Origin of the sequence: Roseibium sediminis, from assembly GCF_008711325.1 — a bacterium.
Classification (GTDB): Bacteria; Pseudomonadota; Alphaproteobacteria; order Rhizobiales; family Stappiaceae; genus Roseibium; species Roseibium sediminis.
This window is the reverse complement of sequence record NZ_VXDB01000002.1, coordinates 140,567-160,067: the sequence shown is the minus strand read 5'-3', so window position 1 is coordinate 160,067 and position 19,501 is coordinate 140,567. Positions and strand designations below refer to the sequence as shown.

Sequence of the window (19,501 nt, the reverse complement as noted above, 5' to 3'; positions counted from 1 at the left end):
CGATGGATGCTCGACTGCCTGTTTCGGGATATTTTGATGCAAAATCCTGCCACATCGACGAGTTTCGGGCTCTGGTCAGCAGGTCTCTTGAGGCAAGTGAGCTGGTTTTCACCGACACCGTCGTCAAGAATGTCCCGATCTATGATGTGGCAGGACTTGGCAAGGAGCTGGAAGGGGCGGGTCTGCGTCGTCGGTTGATGGCGGAATGGGCGCATGTCCTCAAGGACCTGTCCGGTGTTCTTGTCCTTAAAGGTGCCTTTGCCGACACGGCTCCGCTTGATGAAGCCGCTAAGGTGTTTCACGACATCATTGCGCGCGAAAAGCTTGAAAACGGCGGTGGGGCGGATCACTTCGCCAAGGCTGGTGCAAATGACCGGATCTGGAACTCCCTGCAAAAGCTGTGTCTGCAGGCTCCAGCGGTCTTTGCCGGCTGTTTTGGCAACCGGGCGATAGACACCGTGTGCGAAGCGTGGCTCGGGCCGAACTACCAGATGACCGCGCAGGTCAATCTGGTGCGCCCGGGTGGAGAAGCCCAGCAGGCGCACAGGGACTATCATCTCGGCTTTCAGACGGCGGATATCAGCGCCTCCTATCCGGCGCATGTGCACGACCTGTCTCCGGTGATGACCCTTCAGGGGGGCGTTGCGCATGTGGACATGCCGATTGAAAGTGGGCCGACTAAACTTCTGCCGTTTTCCCAGCTTTACAGGGCAGGTTACGCCGCGTGGAGACTGGACGAGTTCCGGGCCTGTTTCGAGAAGCGCTACATCCAGCTGCCTCTGGAAAAGGGCGACGCGCTCTTCTTCAATCCGGCCCTCTTTCATGCCGCCGGTGCCAATCGCAGCGCGGACGTGCAGCGACTGGTCAATCTTCTTCAGGTCTCCAGCGCTTTCGGTCGGGCGATGGAAAGCATCGACAGGATGGCGATGTGCAAGGCGCTCTATCCCGCGCTCAAGGATGCACACGCATCCGGCAGCATGTCCTGGTCATCCATTGAGGCGGCAGTGTCCTCCTGCGCGGAAGGGTATTCCTTCCCGACAAATCTGGACCGCGACCCGCCGATCGGCGGTCTGGCCCCGCAAACGCAGAAACAGTTGTTCCTCAAGGCGTTGTCGGAACGGTGGGATAGGTCCAGCTTTGAAGCAGCTCTTGACGAACAGGACGCCAGACGTCGGCCTTGAGAGCCCGGTACCGTGTTGGCCGGTGTGTCAGTTCACCTTGGCCGGAGCGGCCTTGTCGCTTCGGCTGCTGGCCAGGACCTCGACCTCACGGTCGTCGCCATTCTTGACTTCGAACGTGTCCCGGAACAAACGCCCGTTGTTTCTGGCAATGACCTCATAGTCGCCGGTTGCCAGAACAAAGCTCGGGAAGGCACCCGTTGCTTCCACCACCACATCACCGCCGGGGCTGAGTACAGACCATGACGTGTTGGCGATGGCCTCTCCGCCCCCTTCATTGACCAGTTTCAGCGTGATTTCGGCTGCATCATGATAGAGCATGGCTTCGGTGAGCTTGCCGGGCAAAACCTGCACATCCGCCCGCACGACCGAGTTCGTTTCTCCATATCGGCTGACGATGTGATACGTATCCGCATTCAGGCGCACGATGGTCTCCGGTGGAATATCTCCGACAATCAGACGGCGTTCGCCGCGTTCGTTGAACTCCATTCCGTAAACGTCGAATTTGACGTTCGCCTTGAGCGGCGTTTCCTGATCGAGAGCGGCATTCAGCTTCACGCCGCCTGCGTTCAGGATCACCATCTTGGATTCGACCTTTCGGCCCATCACGATCCGGTTGACCGCAGTTGCATAGCCGTAGCCGGTGTGGATCAGGTAGACGCCCGGATCGAGGCGAAATTCTCCGTTGCCGCCTTCCGACTTGGCAACAAGTTCCAGTTTGCCATCGGAGTTGGTCGTTTCGCTATAGATGCGCCAGACAAGGCCGTTGGTCAGAGGTTCCGTATCGCGCGTCAGTCGCGCCATAAGATAAAGAACACCCTCACTTGCGCCTGCCGGAAATCCGTTGGCTCCCTGCGTGGCCGGTGCGTAGGGAAGCAACGCATCGGAAAACAGAGGTTCCGGCGGTCGGTCCAGCAGGTTTTCAACAGGGGCTTCCGGTTCGCTGACGAGTTCTTCCGGGCTGGGTTTTTCTCGGGGCGCGCGAACTGCGGTCTCTTCGCTTTGGGCCCAGGCATAGCCGGATAAACCGAACATCCCGCTCGTTGCAGAAGGAAGCGCGAGGGCAATCGCCATTGCAGCGCATATCGCCAGTTTTCTGATTCTGAGCGAATGGTTCAGCACACTTCCTACTCCAGACCTTCATTCTTTGCCGAAAGGCGTCTTTAAACGCACTTCATGATCTTCCTGCAATGGAAAATCCGGCGAATTCAAGACAGCTTGTCAAAAGTTGACAATTGCGGTCAATGAATTACGTCATCTATCGTCCTGCCGCACTCCCTTTATACAGGTATTATTCATGACCTCGAATGCTGCTCCACGCCCCGAAGTGCTGGATTTCCTTCTGACCCGCAGGTCTCATCCCTGTATCACAATGACAGGCACCGGTCCTGCGGACGAAGAACTTGAAAAGATTCTGACCGCTGCTGCCCGTGTTCCCGATCACGGCAAGTTGGCCCCGTGGCGCTTTGTCGTTTATCGCCGCGAGCAGGGGGAGCGGATCGGCGATCGGCTTGTTGCCTTGGCGCAGAAAAATTTTGGCCCACTGGACGAGGCACGATTGGAGCAGGAGCGCACCCGCTTCACCCGTTCACCGCTGGTTGTCGGTGTCATCAGCAAGGCAGCCATCCATCCCAAGATCCCGGTGTGGGAGCAGGAGCTCTCTGCCGGTGCGGCCTGCATGAACCTTGTCAACGCAGCCGGAGGGGCCGGATATGCGGCTCAATGGCTGACGGAATGGTATGCCTTTGATGACGAGGCGAGCCAGTTCCTTGGCCGGAGGGAGGGTGAGCGCTTCGCCGGCTTCATCCATATCGGCCTGCCAACACAGGCCCCCGTCGAGCGGGATCGCCCAAACCTTGCAGATATCTGTTCCAACTGGTCGGAAAGCTGAAAAACGCATGTTCTACGAGACATCCAAGAACGATCACGGTCTCCCGTTCAACCCCTTCAAGGCCATTGTCGCCCCGCGCCCGATCGGCTGGATTTCCACGCTGGACCTGCAAGGGCGGGCAAATCTTGCGCCCTACAGTTTCTTCAATGCCGTGGGAGATACTCCGCCAATCGTCGTGTTCTCTTCGACGGGATACAAGGACACCGTTTCCAATGTCGAGGAAACCGGCGAATTCGTCTGCAACATGGTCAGTTATGATCTGAAGGACGCGATGAACGCTTCCTCAGCCCCGTTGCCACATGGCATGTCGGAGTTCGAGGCAGCGCGCCTTGAGATGGCTGAATGCCGCTTTGTAAAGGCTCCGCGTGTGGCCGCAGCCTATTCGGCTCTGGAGTGTAAACTTCTGAAGGCCGAGAACATTCGTGATCTGGATGGCAAGGAAACCGGCAGCCATGTGGTCTTCGGCCAGGTCGTTGCCATTCACATCAAGGATGAAGTTCTGACCGATGGGCGGTTCGACGTGACCAAGGTTCGGCCACTATCACGTTTGGGATACAAGGATTATGCGGTGGTGAACGAGGTTTTCGAGATGGGACGCCCCGGCGGATAGCAGTTCTGCCAATAGTCTTTTGGTCTCGCTTTTATGAAACGCAGCACATCCTTCCAGATGTGCTGCGTTTTGTATTTTCTTGTCATGTAAATACTTGCAATAGCCATCATTAAGCCTTGATCCAAATTGCAATTTGTAAAAAGGCTTGCGGGAGGCAATTGTTTCAAGTATCCAAAAATAATAAGAACTATCAATGTTTTGAAGCTAGTTCGTAATTTCAGAAAAATGACGCGGCGGTGTGGATTGTTAACCACTTGTTAACCTTTGTGGCTCGAAATTAACCATAGATTAAAACTCTCGAGGAGCGGGTATCATGCGTGTAGCTGAGACCGCGTCGGTCGCGTCCCGGATCGAGCAGGCCTTTCAGTCAGCCAGTAGTTCAACAGGCACGTCTTTCGACTATCTGGTGAAGACGGCCCAGCGTGAATCGTCGATGAACCCTACAGCCAAGGCGCGCACGTCCAGTGCGACCGGTTTGTTCCAATTCATCGAGTCCACCTGGCTGGAGACAGTGAAAGAGGCAGGCCCGAAACACGGACTTGAAAACTACGCCGACCAGATAAAGCGGAGCAGAAGCGGCAAATACTATGTCAGCGATGCCCGAGTGAAACAGGAGATCCTGGATTTGCGGAAGGATCCGCAGATCTCGGCCCTTATGGCCGGAGCCCTGACCCAGAAGAACGCTGACCAGCTCAGCCGAAAGATCGGCCGTCCGCCGAGCGATGGCGAGCTCTATATGGCGCATTTTCTGGGAGCAACTGGTGCATCGCGGCTGATCAATGCGATGGAGTCGAGCCCGGACATGCGGGCGGACGCCGTTTTCTCCAAGCAGGCAAGGGCGAACAAGCCCATCTTCTATCACCGGAACGGAACGCCCCGGTCGATGGAAGAGGTCTACAATGTCATCGTTTCAAAGCATGACGCTGTAACGATGATCGCGAACGTATCCGACAATGGGCGCCAGCCGAAGGTGAGGGGGCTGACCGAGGTCGCCATGCTGCCAACGGACAAGCCGACCCTCAATGTTGGTGTCCCGTCGCAGCGGCCGGACCCCGATGCCGTGGCAAGCGCGGGCGACGTGCAGTCGGATGGTTCCGAGGTCGGTATGGGCGTGTCCAGTCGGGTCTTGTCCGCCTTTCAGGCAACAGAAACATCCAACCCGTTTGAAGCCCTGTTTCGAAATGACGCTGCCACTGAAAACGTCAATGTGAAGGCGCGTCTGGCGTCGGCATTTGCAGCTGTTCAGGAAAGCGCCTATTCGCGGCTGTCCGGCAATGGGTCCAAACTGGCTATCCAGGAATTGGCTGTGGCTCAGGATGGATTGCCGCTGGATCTTACCCGGTTTCTGATCCTTGACGGCAAAAGGGAGCAGAAGGACTTGCTTCCCCCTGCGTAAGAAAACGCGTTTTGCTGTTTTTATGGTGAACCGATCGTTAAGGCTTTGATGTCACTCTGGTCTGGTGGAAACGGATCTGTAGTGCGTTGAAGATGGTCATAAACGAGTTTCTTAAATGGGTCGAAACAGCCCCGGACGGGCCGAGAGCTGAAGCAGCAGGTGCACTGGCACGTGCGTGGCTTCATTCGGAACTGTCCTACGAAGAACGGAAGGGCGCAACCGTAGCCCTGACGCTGCTTTTGGACGATCCGAGCATCGATGTTCGGAAATCCCTCGCCGAGAACCTGGCGAGAAGCGCAGAAGCCCCGCCGCACATCATTCGCGGTCTGGCTGGTGATGTGGACGAGGTGGCTGAGCCGATCCTGCGTCGCTCCCCGATATTCTCCGATACGGAACTGGTCGATCTGGCGGCCGAGGGGTCCGAACGGGCTCAGGTTGCCATTGCCCAAAGGCCGTATCTGTCTGCAGCTGTTGCCGCTGCCCTTGCCGAAGTGGGCGAGGCGCCGGCGTGTGCTGCGCTTCTGGACAACACCAGCGCCACCGTCATTCAGTCCGCCGTTACTCGCATCGCGGATCGCTTTGCCGATCACCCGATCGTTCGCGAACGCCTGCTGCAGCGTGATGACATCTGCATTCGCATGCGCCACAAGCTGCTGCTGAAACTTGCGGTGAGCCTGGAAAACAATCCGCTGGTCCAAACCGGTCTGTCGGAACGCGCTCGCGGCAAGTTTGCCACCGAGTCCGGTGACAAGGTCATCCTGAAGCTTGCCTCCAAGGCAGATGAGGAGCAGCTGGCGGATTTCGTGGGGTACCTGCGTGAAGAAGCGCATCTGAACACCCGTTTGTTGCTGCGTGCGGTTTGCTGCGGCCAACTGCGCCTGTTCGTCCATGCGCTTTCGGTGCTCGGGAATGTCCCGGTCAAACGGCTGCGTGAGACACTGCAGACGGTTCGCCCTGCTGTCCTGCGCGCCTTGCTGAGAAAGGCTGGCCTGCCGCTTCGCTCGCATCAGGCCTTCCTGATGACCATTGATCTGGCTCGGCAGGTTCAGGCAGATTTCACTCGCGATCTCCATATCGAGCAGGCTCGCATGTTGACCGAGTATCTGCTTGAGGAATTGCAGGACGACTCGCTGGACGGAAACGACGACATTGTCGCCTTCCTGCGCAACTTCTCCGTTGATGTCGCGCGCCAGGAGGCTCGTGCCTTCATGAGGGAAACCAGCACAACGAAGGCGCTTGCAGCAGCCTGAGTAACAGCACCGGATCCAATAAAAAGAGGCCCCGTCGCGATCATCCGCCGGGGCCTTTTCCGTTGGGGGGATTGTCAGTCTTGCTTGGGTTTTGGCATCCTGTCCAAAAGCGCGTCGGTCACATCGGCTAGGCCATTGACCAGTGCCTTGCCTGTCGGACTGTTTTCGTCCCGCGCGTTCTCGGCAACCATGGCCCGAATGGCGGCAACGTAGCGCGCGGCGAGTTCCTTCGGCAGGTGCGAGGCATCCGGCACGGTGTCCATCAGATGGCAGAACAGGGCCGCAGCCTCGCCCACAAGAGGGAAGCCCAACGTCACGGCCTGTCCCCTGATATTGTGGGTGGTCTGATAGACGCGGTCCATGGTTTCCGTGTTCAACCCGTCCTGCTCGACAGCTTTCCAGGCTTCTGCCAGATCACGTGTTTCATTTTTCATCCAGTCGTCGAAGTTGCCCGACAGCCGTTGCAGGGCGGTTTCGGCATCCTTGATCGGGTCGAACTTCGAAGCTTCGCGTGCGCTCAATTCTCGAACTTTGGATTTGAGATTGCGGGGCGGCTTGATGACTTCATAGTCCTCGTCATCGCCTAGTTCGTCTGGACCCATGGGACGTCTCTCGATTGTTTTACCCGTCGCGCGAGGGCAACGAATAGCTGCAGAAGTCACGAATCGAACACGAGCCTATTCTACCACTACATGCAAGTTGAACGATCACATCCCGCTCGCATTCTGTGGGTAGCTTTCAGTTTATACCTAACCGGGGGCTAATTTCGGGCTGATGAGCGATGCCGGAACACCCGGATTCCGTCAGTACCGGAACATCTCTGTCAGAATGCGTTCGTCCCAGCCATGGTCCGGATCAAACATGATCAGGCCATCAAGGCTGGATTCCTCGCGAACGGATACCCGCACAACGTTTCGAATTTCCCTGTGGTCGGCCGATGCACTGACAGGGCGTTTGTCGGAATCCAGAATGTCGATGTCGACCCTTGCATGATCAGGCAGCAAGGCTCCGCGCCATCTGCGCGGACGAAAGGCGCTGATGGGGGTGAGGGCCAGAAGCGGCGAGGAGATCGGCAGGATCGGCCCGTGAGCCGACAGGTTATAGGCGGTACTGCCGGCGGGAGTGGCAACAAGAATGCCGTCGCAGACCAGCTCCTCAAGTCGTACCCGCCCATCTACGGACACTTTGAGCCGGGCAGCCTGAGAAGTCTGACGCAGAAGGGAGACTTCGTTGATCGCCCGGGCCATGTGCTGCGTGCCGTCCAGATCGACCGCTTCCATGATCAGAGGGTGGATTGTCGTGACATCGGCAGCTTTCAGGCGCGCCCGCAGGTCTTCTTCGCGAAACTCGTTCATCAGGAAGCCGACAGAGCCGCGGTTCATGCCGTAGATCGGTTTTCCCGTACCCATGAAACGATGCAGGGTCTGCAGCATCAGGCCGTCGCCGCCAAGAGCGACGATGACGTCCGCGTCTTCCGCTTCCACCGATCCGTAGTGGCGTGACAACGCCTCACGTGCCGCAATGGCCTCGTCGGTATCGCTGGATACGAAAGCCAGCTTTTCCGTCTGAAGGTTCGTGCGGGCGTCTACATGTTGATTCATGGCCAGCTGCTGGGTTGTCCTTGTCACTGCAAATTGGTGCATTGCAAAAGCTGCGTACAAGTAAATGCAGGAAAATGTCGCTGCGCCAAGTCCTTAATTGGGAGGATCGGTCCGGTTCCCATCCGTTATGGGTCCGATAAACGGGAACGCTCCCCTTGTCGGGCGGACTTTGCCTATGGTCCCGGACACGCATCGCTGCGGACAAGGTCGCTCCAGATGCCACGCGGAACAGCAATGGAACCCGCGCGGTTCAAACGTGCAGACATGATCGCAGCGAGTTTCCAGATCCCGTCGTCTTCCACGAAAACCGGTCCTCCGGACGCCCCGCTTTCCGTCGCGCAGCTGGTGATCCAGATGCCATCGCGTGTCCACAAAAGGCGGCAATCTCCATCGAGAGTCGGGAGAAACTTGCGTGATCGTCTATATCCGGCGGCTCTCAGACGGGTTTCGCCGCCGACCCGTGCAAGGGCGCTGGTGCGAATGACCGGTACCGGAAGGACCGGCAAGGGGTGTTTGAGAATGACAGCTGCGATGTCCCACCGTGTGTCCCTCACAGAGGGTTTTCGTGCGTATGTGAACCCGGGCAGAAAAAGCGCGCAGTCGACCTCGGCGACTCCCGCATTCTGGTCTCGCCTGACTCCCGTGACAAACCGAAGGTCATTCACAGGATGCGGGTATCCACTGCGTCCATCGAAAAGACAGTGAGCGGCTGTAATCACTGTTTTGGGACCAACCAGTACACCGGTGCACATCGATAGGCGGTCATGGCCAGCCATGTTGAGACGCCCGACGGCGGTCCATGGCGGTTGGTCACTATCCACGATCCGGATACGTGCCTCGTCGGCGTTCGCCGTATGGGGGTACTGGGAGAAAATCAGGATCAAGGCACAGAGCAAAAAAAGCAGCGCAGGTAAAAGGTGTTCGAGCCCGATTTGCCGCTTTGGCAACTCCCTAAACCCGCATTTTTCCCATCTGTCCGTTAGCAAGGCGTCGCTCTTATTTGATCTGCCAGATAGAGATTATCTTCCTGCGTCATGTCATCAGTAAATCCCGTACAGGTGAAATCACTTGGATAACGCAGAGGCGCAGCTGCAGCCCTTGTCGGCAGTAAAACAGAAAAAGGGCAGGAGGGGGACTTACTTTAAGGCGCAAACTTCTTATAATTGCCAAGGGCAAGTAAAGTCCGGGCATCTCACGGGAAGAAGTGTTCTGCATTGGGTGGGGTAGGGAGAGCGATACGCTGTTTGAGAACCGGGGCGTCACGGCTTCCCGTGGCGGATCAGGCTGCCGCACTCAAGCATTTGGGGCGAACTGAGCTCCGCACAGCCCGCGGGATCGTGATCTATTTCGAGTTTTCCCGGTTCAGCGTTTTTGCCGTTTCGCTCCTTACGCTCTCCGCATTTATTTTTGATGTCGTTACACCGGATCTTTCCTTCAACGTTTTGCCCTACATCCTTGCTTTTGCACCAAGTATTGTCGCAGTCTTCATGTGCGGCGCGCTGAAGGAAAGTCTGGTAGAGCGAAGGTTTGATCTCGGGCTCTGGGAACGGCTGCGCAAATGGCATGCGCTTTTGTCGACGCTCAGCACCGTTCTTGCCTGCGCAGCCTATGTTCTGCAGGCCGGGCAGCAGCACTTTGTCACCGTATTCGGGTCGGTGTGCATCCAGATCCCGATGATGTTCGGCTTCCTGAGTTACAACGCCCGGTTCCTTCTTGCTGCCTATCCACTGTTGCCAGTGGTTTATATCAGCTTCCTTCTGCTGGTTTTGGGGCCAGCTTCTCCTGAATGGATGTGGCCGGAAACCAACGGACTGATCTGGTGGATCTTTCATGGAACGGCGACTGCCATCAATTTGACCCTGGCCATCAACTGGATTTCGTCCCAGGCAAGTTTCATCGAAAGCAAGGTCATTCAGGCGAATGCCGCACTCGAGGAAGAGCGGGAGCGGCTCCGGAGGGAGAAGGAGTTTTCAGACTACATCCAGAACTCGTTGAGCGAAGGCGTCGCCGTCATTGGCGAGCGAATGAATATCATCCGCATGAACCCTGCCTTCGAGAAGCTCTTTCCCGGGACAGAGGTCGGAGGCAGCGTGCCGGTGCCGCTGAAAGAGCTGATCATGTCCGGCCCCGCCAGCATGGAATGGGGGAGGCGAGACTTGCCGCAGGAAGACGGTCGTTATTTCAGCACCGGGTGCAAGCGGTTCAAGCTCAGCGACGATGAAACAGGCTATATCCTGACGATGCTGGATGTTACCGAGCAGCGTCGCATTGATCAGGAAGCCTCCAAGAACGAACGACTGAAGGCCCTGGGCATGCTTGCCAGCAGTGTGGCGCATGACTTCAATAATTATCTGGCGGTCATTCAGGCAAATTGCGAGCTGTTGACTGCCCGAGGTCTCGACGCCAGACATCAGGCCATTTTGCTCAATATCCTCCATTCCTGTGACAGCGCCTCGATCGTTACCCGGCAATTGCTTTCTTCGGTCAGGGACTTGCCAGAGCAGATCGAGATCGTGGACGCAGCCGATGTCTTGCGAATAACAGCCAGATTGCTGTCCCACAGCAATCGGTTCCATGTGTCAGTGCAGCTGGAGCTGGAGGATGAGGCTTATATCCTGATCGACGCGCTTCTCCTTGAAACGATGATCCTCAACCTCTTTTCAAATGCCTGCGATGCGACAAAGGGGAGTGGAGAGGTCAAATTGTCCTGCCGCCAGATCGACGGTGAAGTTCATATTGGCGTCACGGACAATGGAGAGGGCATCGCGCCGGAGTTGATCGAAAAGGTGGTTCAGCCATTCTTCACCACCAAGACAAATGGAACCGGTACTGGCCTTGGCCTCTCAACAGTCTCGGCCTTCGCTGCCCGTCATCACGGCCGGCTCGAGCTTGAAAGCCAGCAAGGCAAGGGAACCACAGCGACACTGGTGTTCCCGGCGCAAGACAAGCCCGGAATTATACCCGTCGCACCGGCAGATGCTCCGAGCAAGGGCGGCAAGGGGTCATTCCGGATTCTAATTGTCGAGGACAACATCGACTTGCAGCTCACACTCAAGGAACTGTTCCTGGTTCTGGGGCATGATGTTACTGCCGCATCCGATTTGAAGGGGGTGGAAGCGTTGTCTCCTCAGCTTCTCGGATCTCTTGACGTGGTGTTCTGCGATATTGTCCTGCGTGAGGGGTTTGGAAGTGAAGTGCTTCGCTTCTTCCGTCGGTCCGGTCATACCGCCGTCTTCGTCTTCATGAGCGGAAACATTCCAGAGCATGAGGAACAGGCAATCCTTGATATCGAGCCGGTGACCTTCCTCCAAAAGCCATTGTCTCTGGTCGATCTCCAGAAGGTTCTCCAATCCCTCAGACAGCACGAGAGCATTTGAGCCTTTTTCAGGTCAGCTGTGGAGCGAGGAAAGTCCGTTGTAGTGTTAGGGAAGGTCAGACCAGCCGCTTGCGGCGCGATGGACAGATATCCAGCCAGGAAAGCAAATCCTTGGGTGCCATCGGCGTGGCAAACAAAAAGCCCTGAAACCGTGTCACGCCTGCCTTTTGAAGCATGGAATGTTGCGTGCCGGTCTCAACACCTTCAACGATGAGTTCGGCGCCAAGCTTGCGGGTCATGGAAACCAGCGCAGAGACCATTGTCGCCACGCGAGCATCGGTTTCGATATGGGCGATCATCGATCTGTCGAGCTTGAGCACAGAGAACGGGAATTGCATCAAGCGGGCATAGCTTGAATAGCCCTTGCCAAAATCGTCGATGGCTATACGGACGCCGGCATCTGTCAGGGCCGAAAGGTTCTTTCCGATGCGGCTATAGTTGGTTGCCATGTCATCTTCTGTAAATTCAAGCACCAGTCCGCTGTTGTTCAGGCCGTTGACCGAAACCACACGAAGGCAGTCGTCAACAAATTCATCTACCGCGGCATGGCTGGGGCGGACGTTGATCGACAGGGCAAGTTCCGGCAATGCATCAAGAATAGGTCGGGCGCTCTTGCACGCCTGTTCCAGGACATAACTGCCAAGCGCCGGTCCAAGACCGATCTCCTCGGCGATGTCGAACATTTCCTCCGGCCCGATCGCGCCGGAAATCGGGTGAACCCATCTGGAGAGTGCCTCCAGCGCGATGATGTTGCCATCCTCCTCACCGACAATCGGCTGGAAAACGATCTCGATCGACTGGGTTTCGATGGCGCGCGCCAGTTCTTCCTCGATTTGGACCCGGCGCCGCAGTTCATTGGCCATTTGCGGATGGTAGAAGCGGAAACCGCGTCGTCCCCGGCCTTTTGCTTCATAGAGAGCCAGGTCAGCCTCATGCATCAGTTCCGAGACTGTCGGCTTGCGCCCGTCCTCGACGACTGTGATTCCGATACTGCCTGATATGGAGATGGTCGCCCCGTCACAGTCGATCCTGGCCGATATGACCTCAAGCACCCGTTCAGACAGGCGCTGTGCTGCGTCGGCTCCACCGGATGCCAGAATCGCGAATTCGTCCCCGCCCAGTCGGGCAATGAAAATGTCATCGGACAGGGAATTCAGGCGCACTCCGATTTCCCGCAGCACAACGTCGCCGGCAATATGGCCGAGCCGGTCATTGATCGGCTTGAAGCCGTCGAGATCGAGATAAAGGAGGCTATAGGCCGCGGTTTCATCATCCGCCTGCATCTTTTCAACGCGTTCGGAAAAGCTGCGGCGATTATAGAGGCCGGTGAGGAAGTCCGTTTCCGCGAGTTCCCGCACTTTCTTGTTAGAGGCATGCAGCTTGTCGGCAAGCCGTCGCGTCTGAAACAGCTCGAACAACAGGTAAAAGAAGCCCAGCAAACCGCCGATTCCGAGCCAAAGGTTGAGGTCCTTGAGCGTATCGGTCGTCTCGAATTGCGACTGAAGCGCTGCTGCAGCCTTCAGGCGTCGCATGTTGTAGGCCGCCTGTGAGAAATCGAGAATATCGTTCCGATAGGTGAGATAAAGGGTTCTCAAAGGGGCAAGGCTCTCTGGATCGCCTTCAACGATCAGATTTGCGGCCTTTTCGAATTCCGGCAGGGCGTCCTTGACGTCCTTGACCAGCCGAAGGGGTTTTTCAGGATCGTCATACGCCTCGATATAGTCAGCCTGCGACAATGTATGTGTGCGAGACCAGAAGATATCAAGCGCGCGGTTGAGGTCGGCACGGCTGGCCCACGGCTCGCCATAGGCCAGCGCCGCACCCATTTCGTAGAAGCTACGGTATTCCCAGCCAAACTGGCTGACCTCTTCAAGACGGGCAGAATAGAATTCACGCCGGTCAAAATCGCCAACAACCTTGTTGATGGTGAAATGCGTGAAGGTCATGGCAGCCACGAACAAAACGATCACAAGGGCCGACCGCAATAGCGGCAAACTGACTGCAAGCGCTTTGGTTTTTGGCTTCATCCTGTTCCTTTTCGCAGCATCCTCCCGGAGTAGCTCCCTGATAGGTTCTCTCATATTAGAAACTGAGAGAGAGGAGTTCCGGTGAGGAGTATTCAACGCCACACAAACTTTGCCGCTGAGCGGCAATTATAACCCTGCTCGCTTCCTCTAGTTCCGGACGGCGATATCGCGGACCTGCCACACGCAGCGGGCTTCGCGCAATTGATCGTCAATTTCGGGATGGTCCGTGAACGGGTACACAACCCAACCCGGGCCCTTGCTTCGAACTGACAGGCGATTTCCGTCGACTTCAGTTGCTATCACGACCGGATATTGCTTCAGCTCGTCGACAGGTAGCTCGGCCATGTATCCGTCGAGTCCGGTCACCTGTACGGTCTCCGCATCGACACCGTAATGATCCAGCAGGGCGGAAAACAGGACGCCGCGAACGGTGGAAACCGTGTCCGCTTCACCGACAAGACGAGTCTTGATCTCGGTGTAGCCGATCTCTTCAAAGGTTTTGTCGGTGACATCAGTTGACGTTCCATCCGCGGTAATCAACGCGAACAGTGTCTCCGCAGCACTTGCAGTCGCGGCAAAAGGCAGCTGCAGAATTGTGAGCGAGAGAGCAACAGCAAGAGGTCCAAGAGCAGATCCAAAACGCATTCGACATCCTTCTCCAGACGGGTGAGTTACAAATTTCAACCTCTACGATACTACCAAATGCAAGTTAATATAAGGCGTATTTAATGGTTTGAGTTAAAGGCATAATTGCAACAATGCGATCCTGTCGAATATCTTTTAGAATCAGAATTAATTTTGGAAATTGCAGTAAATGACAACTACGTAAGATGAGGCGAATGTGGTTATCTCTCGCAGCTTACGTATGGGAAGAATTTATAAAAAGTTATCTCTTTCCGGGTGTTTGACTTGGTGGGCGAGTGTGTTCTGCCAGGGATGACGGTTTCTTTTCCTGCGTCTGGCAGCAGCGTTCGAATGCATGCAATGTCTTTCGATTGGAACTTTGGATGTGCGTAGAGGCATTTCCGGGAACGATGACGCATGCATTGAAGGAGAAAGAATTTGCCAGCTGGCAACGTCTCTCCTTTCGGAGCGCTCTCTATTGTGGTGCCGCAACTTCACGTAGGCGCCGGCTTTCAATTTGGCAATGTTCGAGCGGGAGGGCGCGTGAACATGGAAACAATGATCGTTCGTTTAAATGGCTTCTTGAGGGCTGGTGGATTGGTGTTGGCCGCAGGAATGTTGAGCGTCCTCTCCAGCCAACACCTGCAAGCAGAGCCGCTGACGTTGCGGGCCTATTTATCGATGCAGGTGCCTGCATCGGGTTATGATGCAACACGGCAGGCGTATACGGGATTTGAAGTCGATTTGATCAATGCGCTTCTGGACGGTGCGCCGGTTGATCTTGCCGTCAGCTTTGCCGATGCCCCGGTCTGGAAAAGGTCGCTGGAAAACATACGGACAGGGGAGGCGAATTTTCTGCCGCTGGTTTCCTATCGCCCCGAGCGCCTGACTTTCATGGACTATATCGGCGTGTTCAACACCGAGGCTGCCTATCTGGTGACCCGGGCCGAAGAGTCGATTGGTGACCTTGACGATATTGATGATCTGGTTCTCGGGCCCAACTTCATCGAAATTGACGAGGCAATTGCCTGGAACCCGGAGTTTGAGAAGCGGTTGCAGGAAGACCCGGAATACAGGAGCAATTTCTTCGTCAAGGCGGCATCAGACTTCGATCGCGTGTTGGATATTGAGCGGCTTAAAACCGATGTCGATTATCGAAAAAAGATGGAATCCGAGCACGATCTGGTTTTTGTCGACGGCAGGCCGGCCCTGATGTCGGATGCGCAAAGAATCTCGATGGGACGATTGGGCGGCACAATCGTAATCAAGGAAGAGGCGTTGGTTTCAGTAAAGGAGACCGAGGCTTGGCTGGCTGCTGGCGGTCATGGCAAACCGCTGAAGGCCACGCCGATCCGGGCCTTCGGCATCCCTGTTACCTATCTTGCCGCCTCGCTCCAGACGCCGGTCGAGATTCGGCAACACATGAAGAAGCGCTACGCGGAACTTCGTCAAAGCGGCGAATTCGACGCCTTGTGGGCAAAATGGTACGGCGAACTTGATGTGCCGGGCTATATCCCGCCGGGCGAGGAAACAGTCCGAAACTAGGTGCCAATTGTTCGAAAGATGGCCTGCGTCCTTCCGCTCTTCAAACCGGAAGGCGCAGGCCGCGATCGTCTGCGAGAACCAAGTGGCTCGCAGCTAAAGCGGACTCTATAGAAAGGGGGAGGTGGTGCCGGCAGCAGGATTCGAACCCGCGACCCCGAGATTACAAATCACGTGCTCTACCAGCTGAGCTATACCGGCTAAGGGTCAAGCGCTTTCGGATATGGCCCGAAGCGAGGAGCACCGTGTACCCTCAATTGCCTTTGCGGGGCAAGAGGGAATTTTGATTTTCCGTTTTCTGATGAAACCAGCGGCAAGGTGTTTGTGGATAACACGCCGCGGTCAAGACGCATGTCAGTATCAGTTTCAAACCCTTGGGCTTCCCCCTGGAATGCGCTCAGTGATGGTGCGGATCGGGACGATCTAATCTGTAACTATGGAAAGTATACGTAGAAATAATTATATTCCGACGCGTAGCGAGTTACGTTTTGTGCTGCACAATTATTTGAATAAAGGAGCAACAAGTGAAACTATCAGTTTCTACGGCAGTCGGCCTTTCACTTTGTCTTTTGCTTTCTAACGGAAGCGCCAACGCGGGCGAAAATCGCCTGAGTGACGAAACCATCGCCGGTCAACGGGCGGCTCTTGCGGAAATGGCGAATGAGGCAGGATTCGGACCGCAGGCGCCGCGAGACATCGAATCTGTTGCAGGCAGCAATCCCGTCGCATTCGGCAAGGCTCCCCCTGTGGACCAGATGAACCTTTGCAACATTCATTTTCATGAAGGTGCAGAACACAAGGGCGGGGAATACACGCGCCATGCCGGTAATCCCGATGAGCATGGGTATGGGGGCGGATACCTTTATGACGGACAGCTGAGCAGCGCTGAGCTGGCAGCCATCGACTATCCTGTCGGTGAGGGCAAGCATGGTGATCTGCAGCCGGGGGATACGATCGAGATTCACTACGTGCATTCCACCGCGCCAATCACGCCTGGTCCGACCCTTGGGTCCTGCCTGTCAGAGGCAAATGCGAACCCGCAGCTGCGCGTTGAGGCCTTTGTATATGTGCTGGTGAACGATGATAAGGCTGCCGACCTGCGCGTCCTTAATGAGGTTGGGGTCGTCGACGGAAATCATCAAGCGATCAATATGCCTTCGGATTTGGGGCAGCCGGTCAGCTATGCCGGGTCGACAACCGGACCTGGGTACAACACCAAGGCCTCGCCCTTTCAGGTGACCTGGAATGTTCATCCTAAAGTGTTGAAGGTTTCGATCTCCTCCGTCGCTGCCTGGTTGGCGGACAATCCGTTTGACGAAGACCACGCTCACGGCGTTCGTAATCTGGTGGTGAATCCAGACCTTCTTTCGCCGATCAACTAACCGGCAGTTTGAAGCTCAGCTTGCAGGGGAGATTTTTTCCTGCAAGCCGCTGACCCTTTTTGGGGATGAAGAGCCAACAAATCTCAGAATTCCGCGAGAAAATGACGTTAGGTGAGTTTGCCCTTGGGATTTCTCCCGTCTGTGCAAACGTTGGTCTTGCTGTTAGTTCGGAAGCCGAAATTATTTCTTTCGGCAGGATTCGTCATGACCCACGCCCAACGCATTTGCATTATCTTCTTTCTTCAACCCATCGCCCTTGGTGCCTGGCTGCCGCATATTCCTGGCGTCCAGACAGCTCTGGGCCTGACAAACAGCGAACTGGCAATCGCGCTGATCGGCGCGCCGATTGGTACGCTGACCACGCTTCTTTTCGCCGGGAAAGTGGCGAATTGGCTCGGTGCGCGTCTGATCACCTTCGTCTTCTTCCCCGTATTTCTCCTTGTGATGCTGACGCCGTTCCTGGCCACGTCGCAATGGGTCCTGATGGCCGCGCTCGCCTGCGTTGGCAGCTCACTGTCTCTTGTGGAACTCGGTCTGAATGTGCTGGCCGATGAATATGAGAAGGAGACAGGCCGCAAGGTCATGAGCACTGCGCATGGATTCTGGAGCTTCGGCCTTTTGAGCGGCACGCTGATCGGTTCCGCAGTTGCATGGGCAGGTATGAGCCCACTATACGCCGGCATGGTGATTGCGATTGTGGTGCAGGTTCTTGCCTATCCGACAATCCAGGGCGTTCCCGTGCCAACCAGGGTCGAGCGCATGGAAGAGGGGACTGCAAAAGGCTTCAGGCTTCCGCATCCGATCCTTCTGGGCGTTTGCATCTTCACGTTTGGAACGACCCTGATCGAAGGAGCCATGGCCGATTGGGCTGCGGTCTATCTGAGAGACACCTTCGCTGCCAATCCCGGTCTCGCAGGTCTCGGCGTCTCCGTCTTTGCCCTTTGCGTGGCAACGACACGCCTGTTCGGAGATCGTCTGCGCCAGATGGCAGCACCCGGTCGGCTGGGGCAGGGGCTTGCCCTTATCGGATTGTTCGGCGTTGCCCTGATCTGGTTTGCGCCTTCTGCTCCGGTCGCTCTTGCAGGCCTCGGCGTTCTTGGGGTCGGAGTGTCGCTGGCATTCCCGCTCGGCGTCACAGCAGCATCAGCAGCACCTGGAACCAGTCCGGCTTCAAATGTCGCCGTGCTGTCGTTTATTGCGCTTCTCGGGTTCCTGATCGGCCCGCTCACGATCGGCCCCGTTGCCGATCTTTATGACATTCGCACAGGGCTCATGGTCACGGGTCCAATGTTGCTGCTCAGCCTGTCGCTGGCGACATTCCTGACACGGGCCGAGGCAAGGGAGGAGCCTCTGAGTGGGGCGGCCGCCAATTCAGCGGCTTGAGCCTGACCTCATTGCGTCTGGGAACAAAAAAGGCAGCGATCCCTCTCTGCCTTTTTCAATTCTGCGTCTAAATCCAAATGTAGGGGCTGCGCGTCACAGGCCCATCTTGCGGCGCGCGACATAAAGAGCCAGCACAGCCGCATTGGAAACATTGAGCGAGCGGATGGCGCCGGGCATGTCGAGGCGTGCCAGCGCTGTGCAGGCTTCGCGAACGCCCTGACGGACGCCCTTGCCTTCAGAGCCAAGAACCAGCACCGTCTTTTCGGCAAACTCGGTGTCTTCAAGGGAGGCGGGGCCATCACTGTCCAGTGCAATGGCGGCAAAACCCTGATCCTGCATTTCTGTCACGAACCGCGCCATGTTTTTCACCCGAACATGTTTGATCATGTCGAGGGCACCGGAGGCAGATTTTGCCAGAACCGGGCCTTCTTCAGGAGCGTGTCGCTCGGTCGTGACAACGGCGTCGGCATCAAGGGCGACCGCTGAACGAAGAATCGCGCCCACATTGTGCGGATCGGTCACCTGATCAAGCGCGAGCACTAGACGCGCACCCTTGAGGTGTTCCGGTCCATAGGCAGGCAGCGCTACGACTTCCAGAACGGCGCCCTGATGCACCGCATCCCTTGTCACCATCCGGTCCAGCGCCTTTGGCGGCACTGTTTCGATCGGGACGTCTATGACTACTCCGCGCTCGGTCAGCCGGCGCTGCGCGTTTTCCGTCGCAAACAATTTTCGGCGTTTGCGCTCCTTGTTTGCAAAGGCTGCCTCGATCGTATGCAGGCCATAGAGAAGGATCGGTCCTTCCGGCGGCAGGCCGGGACGGCGCGGCGCAGGTTTCCTGTTGCCTTGGCCCGGGCGCGAAAAGTTGCGCGGGCGGCGATTGTCTCCCGGACGCTTGGCTCCGGAACCATTGTTGTTCTCAGTCATGACAGCACTCCTACTCCCAAACCCCGAAGCTTTAAAGAGTGACAATTGTCATAAGCAGGCAGCCCGCGATCTATTTGGGCTTCTGTTAGGCCAACGGGCTGAATCGCCAATCCAAAAGGGGCGCAAAAAGTGTCGGTTTTGCCTTCTCGGGTTTTCCACACAGGTGTTCCGATGGGGCAATTTGCGACGTAGAAGCTGTGAAGAAACGTGACAGAACCGCCAGAAAAGGGCAGGATACCGGGAGAAAGCAACGGTCCGTATCCAACGTTCGGGGAGGGGAACTTCGAACGAGCGACGATTTTATGAACTTCTTC

At 56.4% G+C, this 19,501-nt stretch carries 16 protein-coding genes and 1 tRNA gene; 9 read left to right on the top strand and 8 right to left on the bottom strand.

Annotated elements, in window-relative coordinates; all coding sequences use genetic code 11:
• The first annotated feature begins 2 nt into the window (after positions 1–2).
• Positions 3–1,181 (top strand): phytanoyl-CoA dioxygenase family protein, encoded by a 1,179-nt coding sequence (locus tag F0155_RS02650; RefSeq protein ID WP_150522922.1) that lies wholly within the window; start codon positions 3–5, stop codon positions 1,179–1,181.
• Between the two features lie 27 nt (positions 1,182–1,208).
• Here the strand turns inward: F0155_RS02650 and F0155_RS02645 are convergent, their stop codons facing one another.
• Positions 1,209–2,252, bottom strand: coding sequence for a hypothetical protein (locus tag F0155_RS02645; protein WP_208999095.1), 1,044 nt, complete (start codon positions 2,250–2,252; stop codon positions 1,209–1,211).
• A gap of 223 nt (positions 2,253–2,475) precedes the next feature.
• On the opposite strand from F0155_RS02645, the gene F0155_RS02640 reads away from it, so the two are divergent.
• The 4 genes from F0155_RS02640 to F0155_RS02625 all read left to right on the top strand — a co-directional run bounded on the left by F0155_RS02640 (position 2,476) and on the right by F0155_RS02625 (position 6,325).
• On the top strand, positions 2,476–3,069 hold the full coding sequence (locus F0155_RS02640) for a nitroreductase family protein (protein WP_150522920.1): 594 nt from the start codon (positions 2,476–2,478) through the stop codon (positions 3,067–3,069).
• Between the two features lie 7 nt (positions 3,070–3,076).
• Positions 3,077–3,679, top strand: coding sequence for a flavin reductase family protein (locus F0155_RS02635; RefSeq protein ID WP_150522919.1), 603 nt, complete (start codon positions 3,077–3,079; stop codon positions 3,677–3,679).
• Between the two features lie 313 nt (positions 3,680–3,992).
• The gene (locus F0155_RS02630; RefSeq protein ID WP_150522918.1) at positions 3,993–5,075 is read left to right on the top strand and encodes a transglycosylase SLT domain-containing protein; all 1,083 of its coding nucleotides are present in this window, start codon (positions 3,993–3,995) and stop codon (positions 5,073–5,075) included.
• A 92-nt stretch (positions 5,076–5,167) separates the two neighbouring features.
• Positions 5,168–6,325, top strand: a complete 1,158-nt coding sequence (locus F0155_RS02625; RefSeq protein ID WP_244303455.1) for a DUF2336 domain-containing protein — start codon at positions 5,168–5,170, stop codon at positions 6,323–6,325.
• 74 nt (positions 6,326–6,399) lie between these two features.
• Here F0155_RS02625 and F0155_RS02620 read toward each other — a convergent pair whose 3' ends face one another.
• The 3 genes from F0155_RS02620 to F0155_RS02610 all read right to left on the bottom strand — a co-directional run bounded on the left by F0155_RS02620 (position 6,400) and on the right by F0155_RS02610 (position 8,810).
• A complete protein-coding gene (locus F0155_RS02620) occupies positions 6,400–6,927 on the bottom strand; it encodes an Hpt domain-containing protein (protein WP_150522916.1) in 528 nt (175 codons plus the stop codon).
• A gap of 201 nt (positions 6,928–7,128) precedes the next feature.
• The gene (locus F0155_RS02615) at positions 7,129–7,926 is read right to left on the bottom strand and encodes an NAD kinase (protein ID WP_150522915.1); all 798 of its coding nucleotides are present in this window, start codon (positions 7,924–7,926) and stop codon (positions 7,129–7,131) included.
• Positions 7,927–8,099: 173 nt separating this feature from the next.
• On the bottom strand, positions 8,100–8,810 hold the full coding sequence (locus tag F0155_RS02610) for a trypsin-like serine peptidase (protein WP_150522914.1): 711 nt from the start codon (positions 8,808–8,810) through the stop codon (positions 8,100–8,102).
• A 387-nt stretch (positions 8,811–9,197) separates the two neighbouring features.
• On the opposite strand from F0155_RS02610, the gene F0155_RS02605 reads away from it, so the two are divergent.
• The gene (locus tag F0155_RS02605) at positions 9,198–11,303 is read left to right on the top strand and encodes a hybrid sensor histidine kinase/response regulator (protein WP_150522913.1); all 2,106 of its coding nucleotides are present in this window, start codon (positions 9,198–9,200) and stop codon (positions 11,301–11,303) included.
• Positions 11,304–11,358: 55 nt separating this feature from the next.
• Here the strand turns inward: F0155_RS02605 and F0155_RS02600 are convergent, their stop codons facing one another.
• A complete protein-coding gene (locus F0155_RS02600; protein WP_161599739.1) occupies positions 11,359–13,329 on the bottom strand; it encodes a putative bifunctional diguanylate cyclase/phosphodiesterase in 1,971 nt (656 codons plus the stop codon).
• Between the two features lie 147 nt (positions 13,330–13,476).
• Positions 13,477–13,974, bottom strand: a complete 498-nt coding sequence (locus tag F0155_RS02595) for a putative pterin-binding protein (protein ID WP_150522911.1) — start codon at positions 13,972–13,974, stop codon at positions 13,477–13,479.
• 528 nt (positions 13,975–14,502) lie between these two features.
• Between F0155_RS02595 and F0155_RS02590 the strand changes: the two genes are divergently transcribed.
• Positions 14,503–15,498, top strand: coding sequence for a transporter substrate-binding domain-containing protein (locus tag F0155_RS02590; protein WP_425299910.1), 996 nt, complete (start codon positions 14,503–14,505; stop codon positions 15,496–15,498).
• Positions 15,499–15,620: 122 nt separating this feature from the next.
• Here F0155_RS02590 and F0155_RS02585 read toward each other — a convergent pair.
• A tRNA-Thr gene (locus F0155_RS02585) sits at positions 15,621–15,696 on the bottom strand.
• Between the two features lie 323 nt (positions 15,697–16,019).
• Here F0155_RS02585 and F0155_RS02580 point away from each other — a divergent pair.
• Positions 16,020–16,877, top strand: coding sequence for a delta-class carbonic anhydrase (locus tag F0155_RS02580; RefSeq protein WP_244303450.1), 858 nt, complete (start codon positions 16,020–16,022; stop codon positions 16,875–16,877).
• 204 nt (positions 16,878–17,081) lie between these two features.
• Positions 17,082–18,260: an MFS transporter gene (locus F0155_RS02575; RefSeq protein WP_150522909.1), complete on the top strand. Its 1,179-nt coding sequence runs from the start codon at positions 17,082–17,084 to the stop codon at positions 18,258–18,260.
• Between the two features lie 93 nt (positions 18,261–18,353).
• Here the strand turns inward: F0155_RS02575 and F0155_RS02570 are convergent, their stop codons facing one another.
• On the bottom strand, positions 18,354–19,187 hold the full coding sequence (locus F0155_RS02570; protein ID WP_150522908.1) for a TrmH family RNA methyltransferase: 834 nt from the start codon (positions 19,185–19,187) through the stop codon (positions 18,354–18,356).
• Positions 19,188–19,501 lie beyond the last annotated feature (314 nt).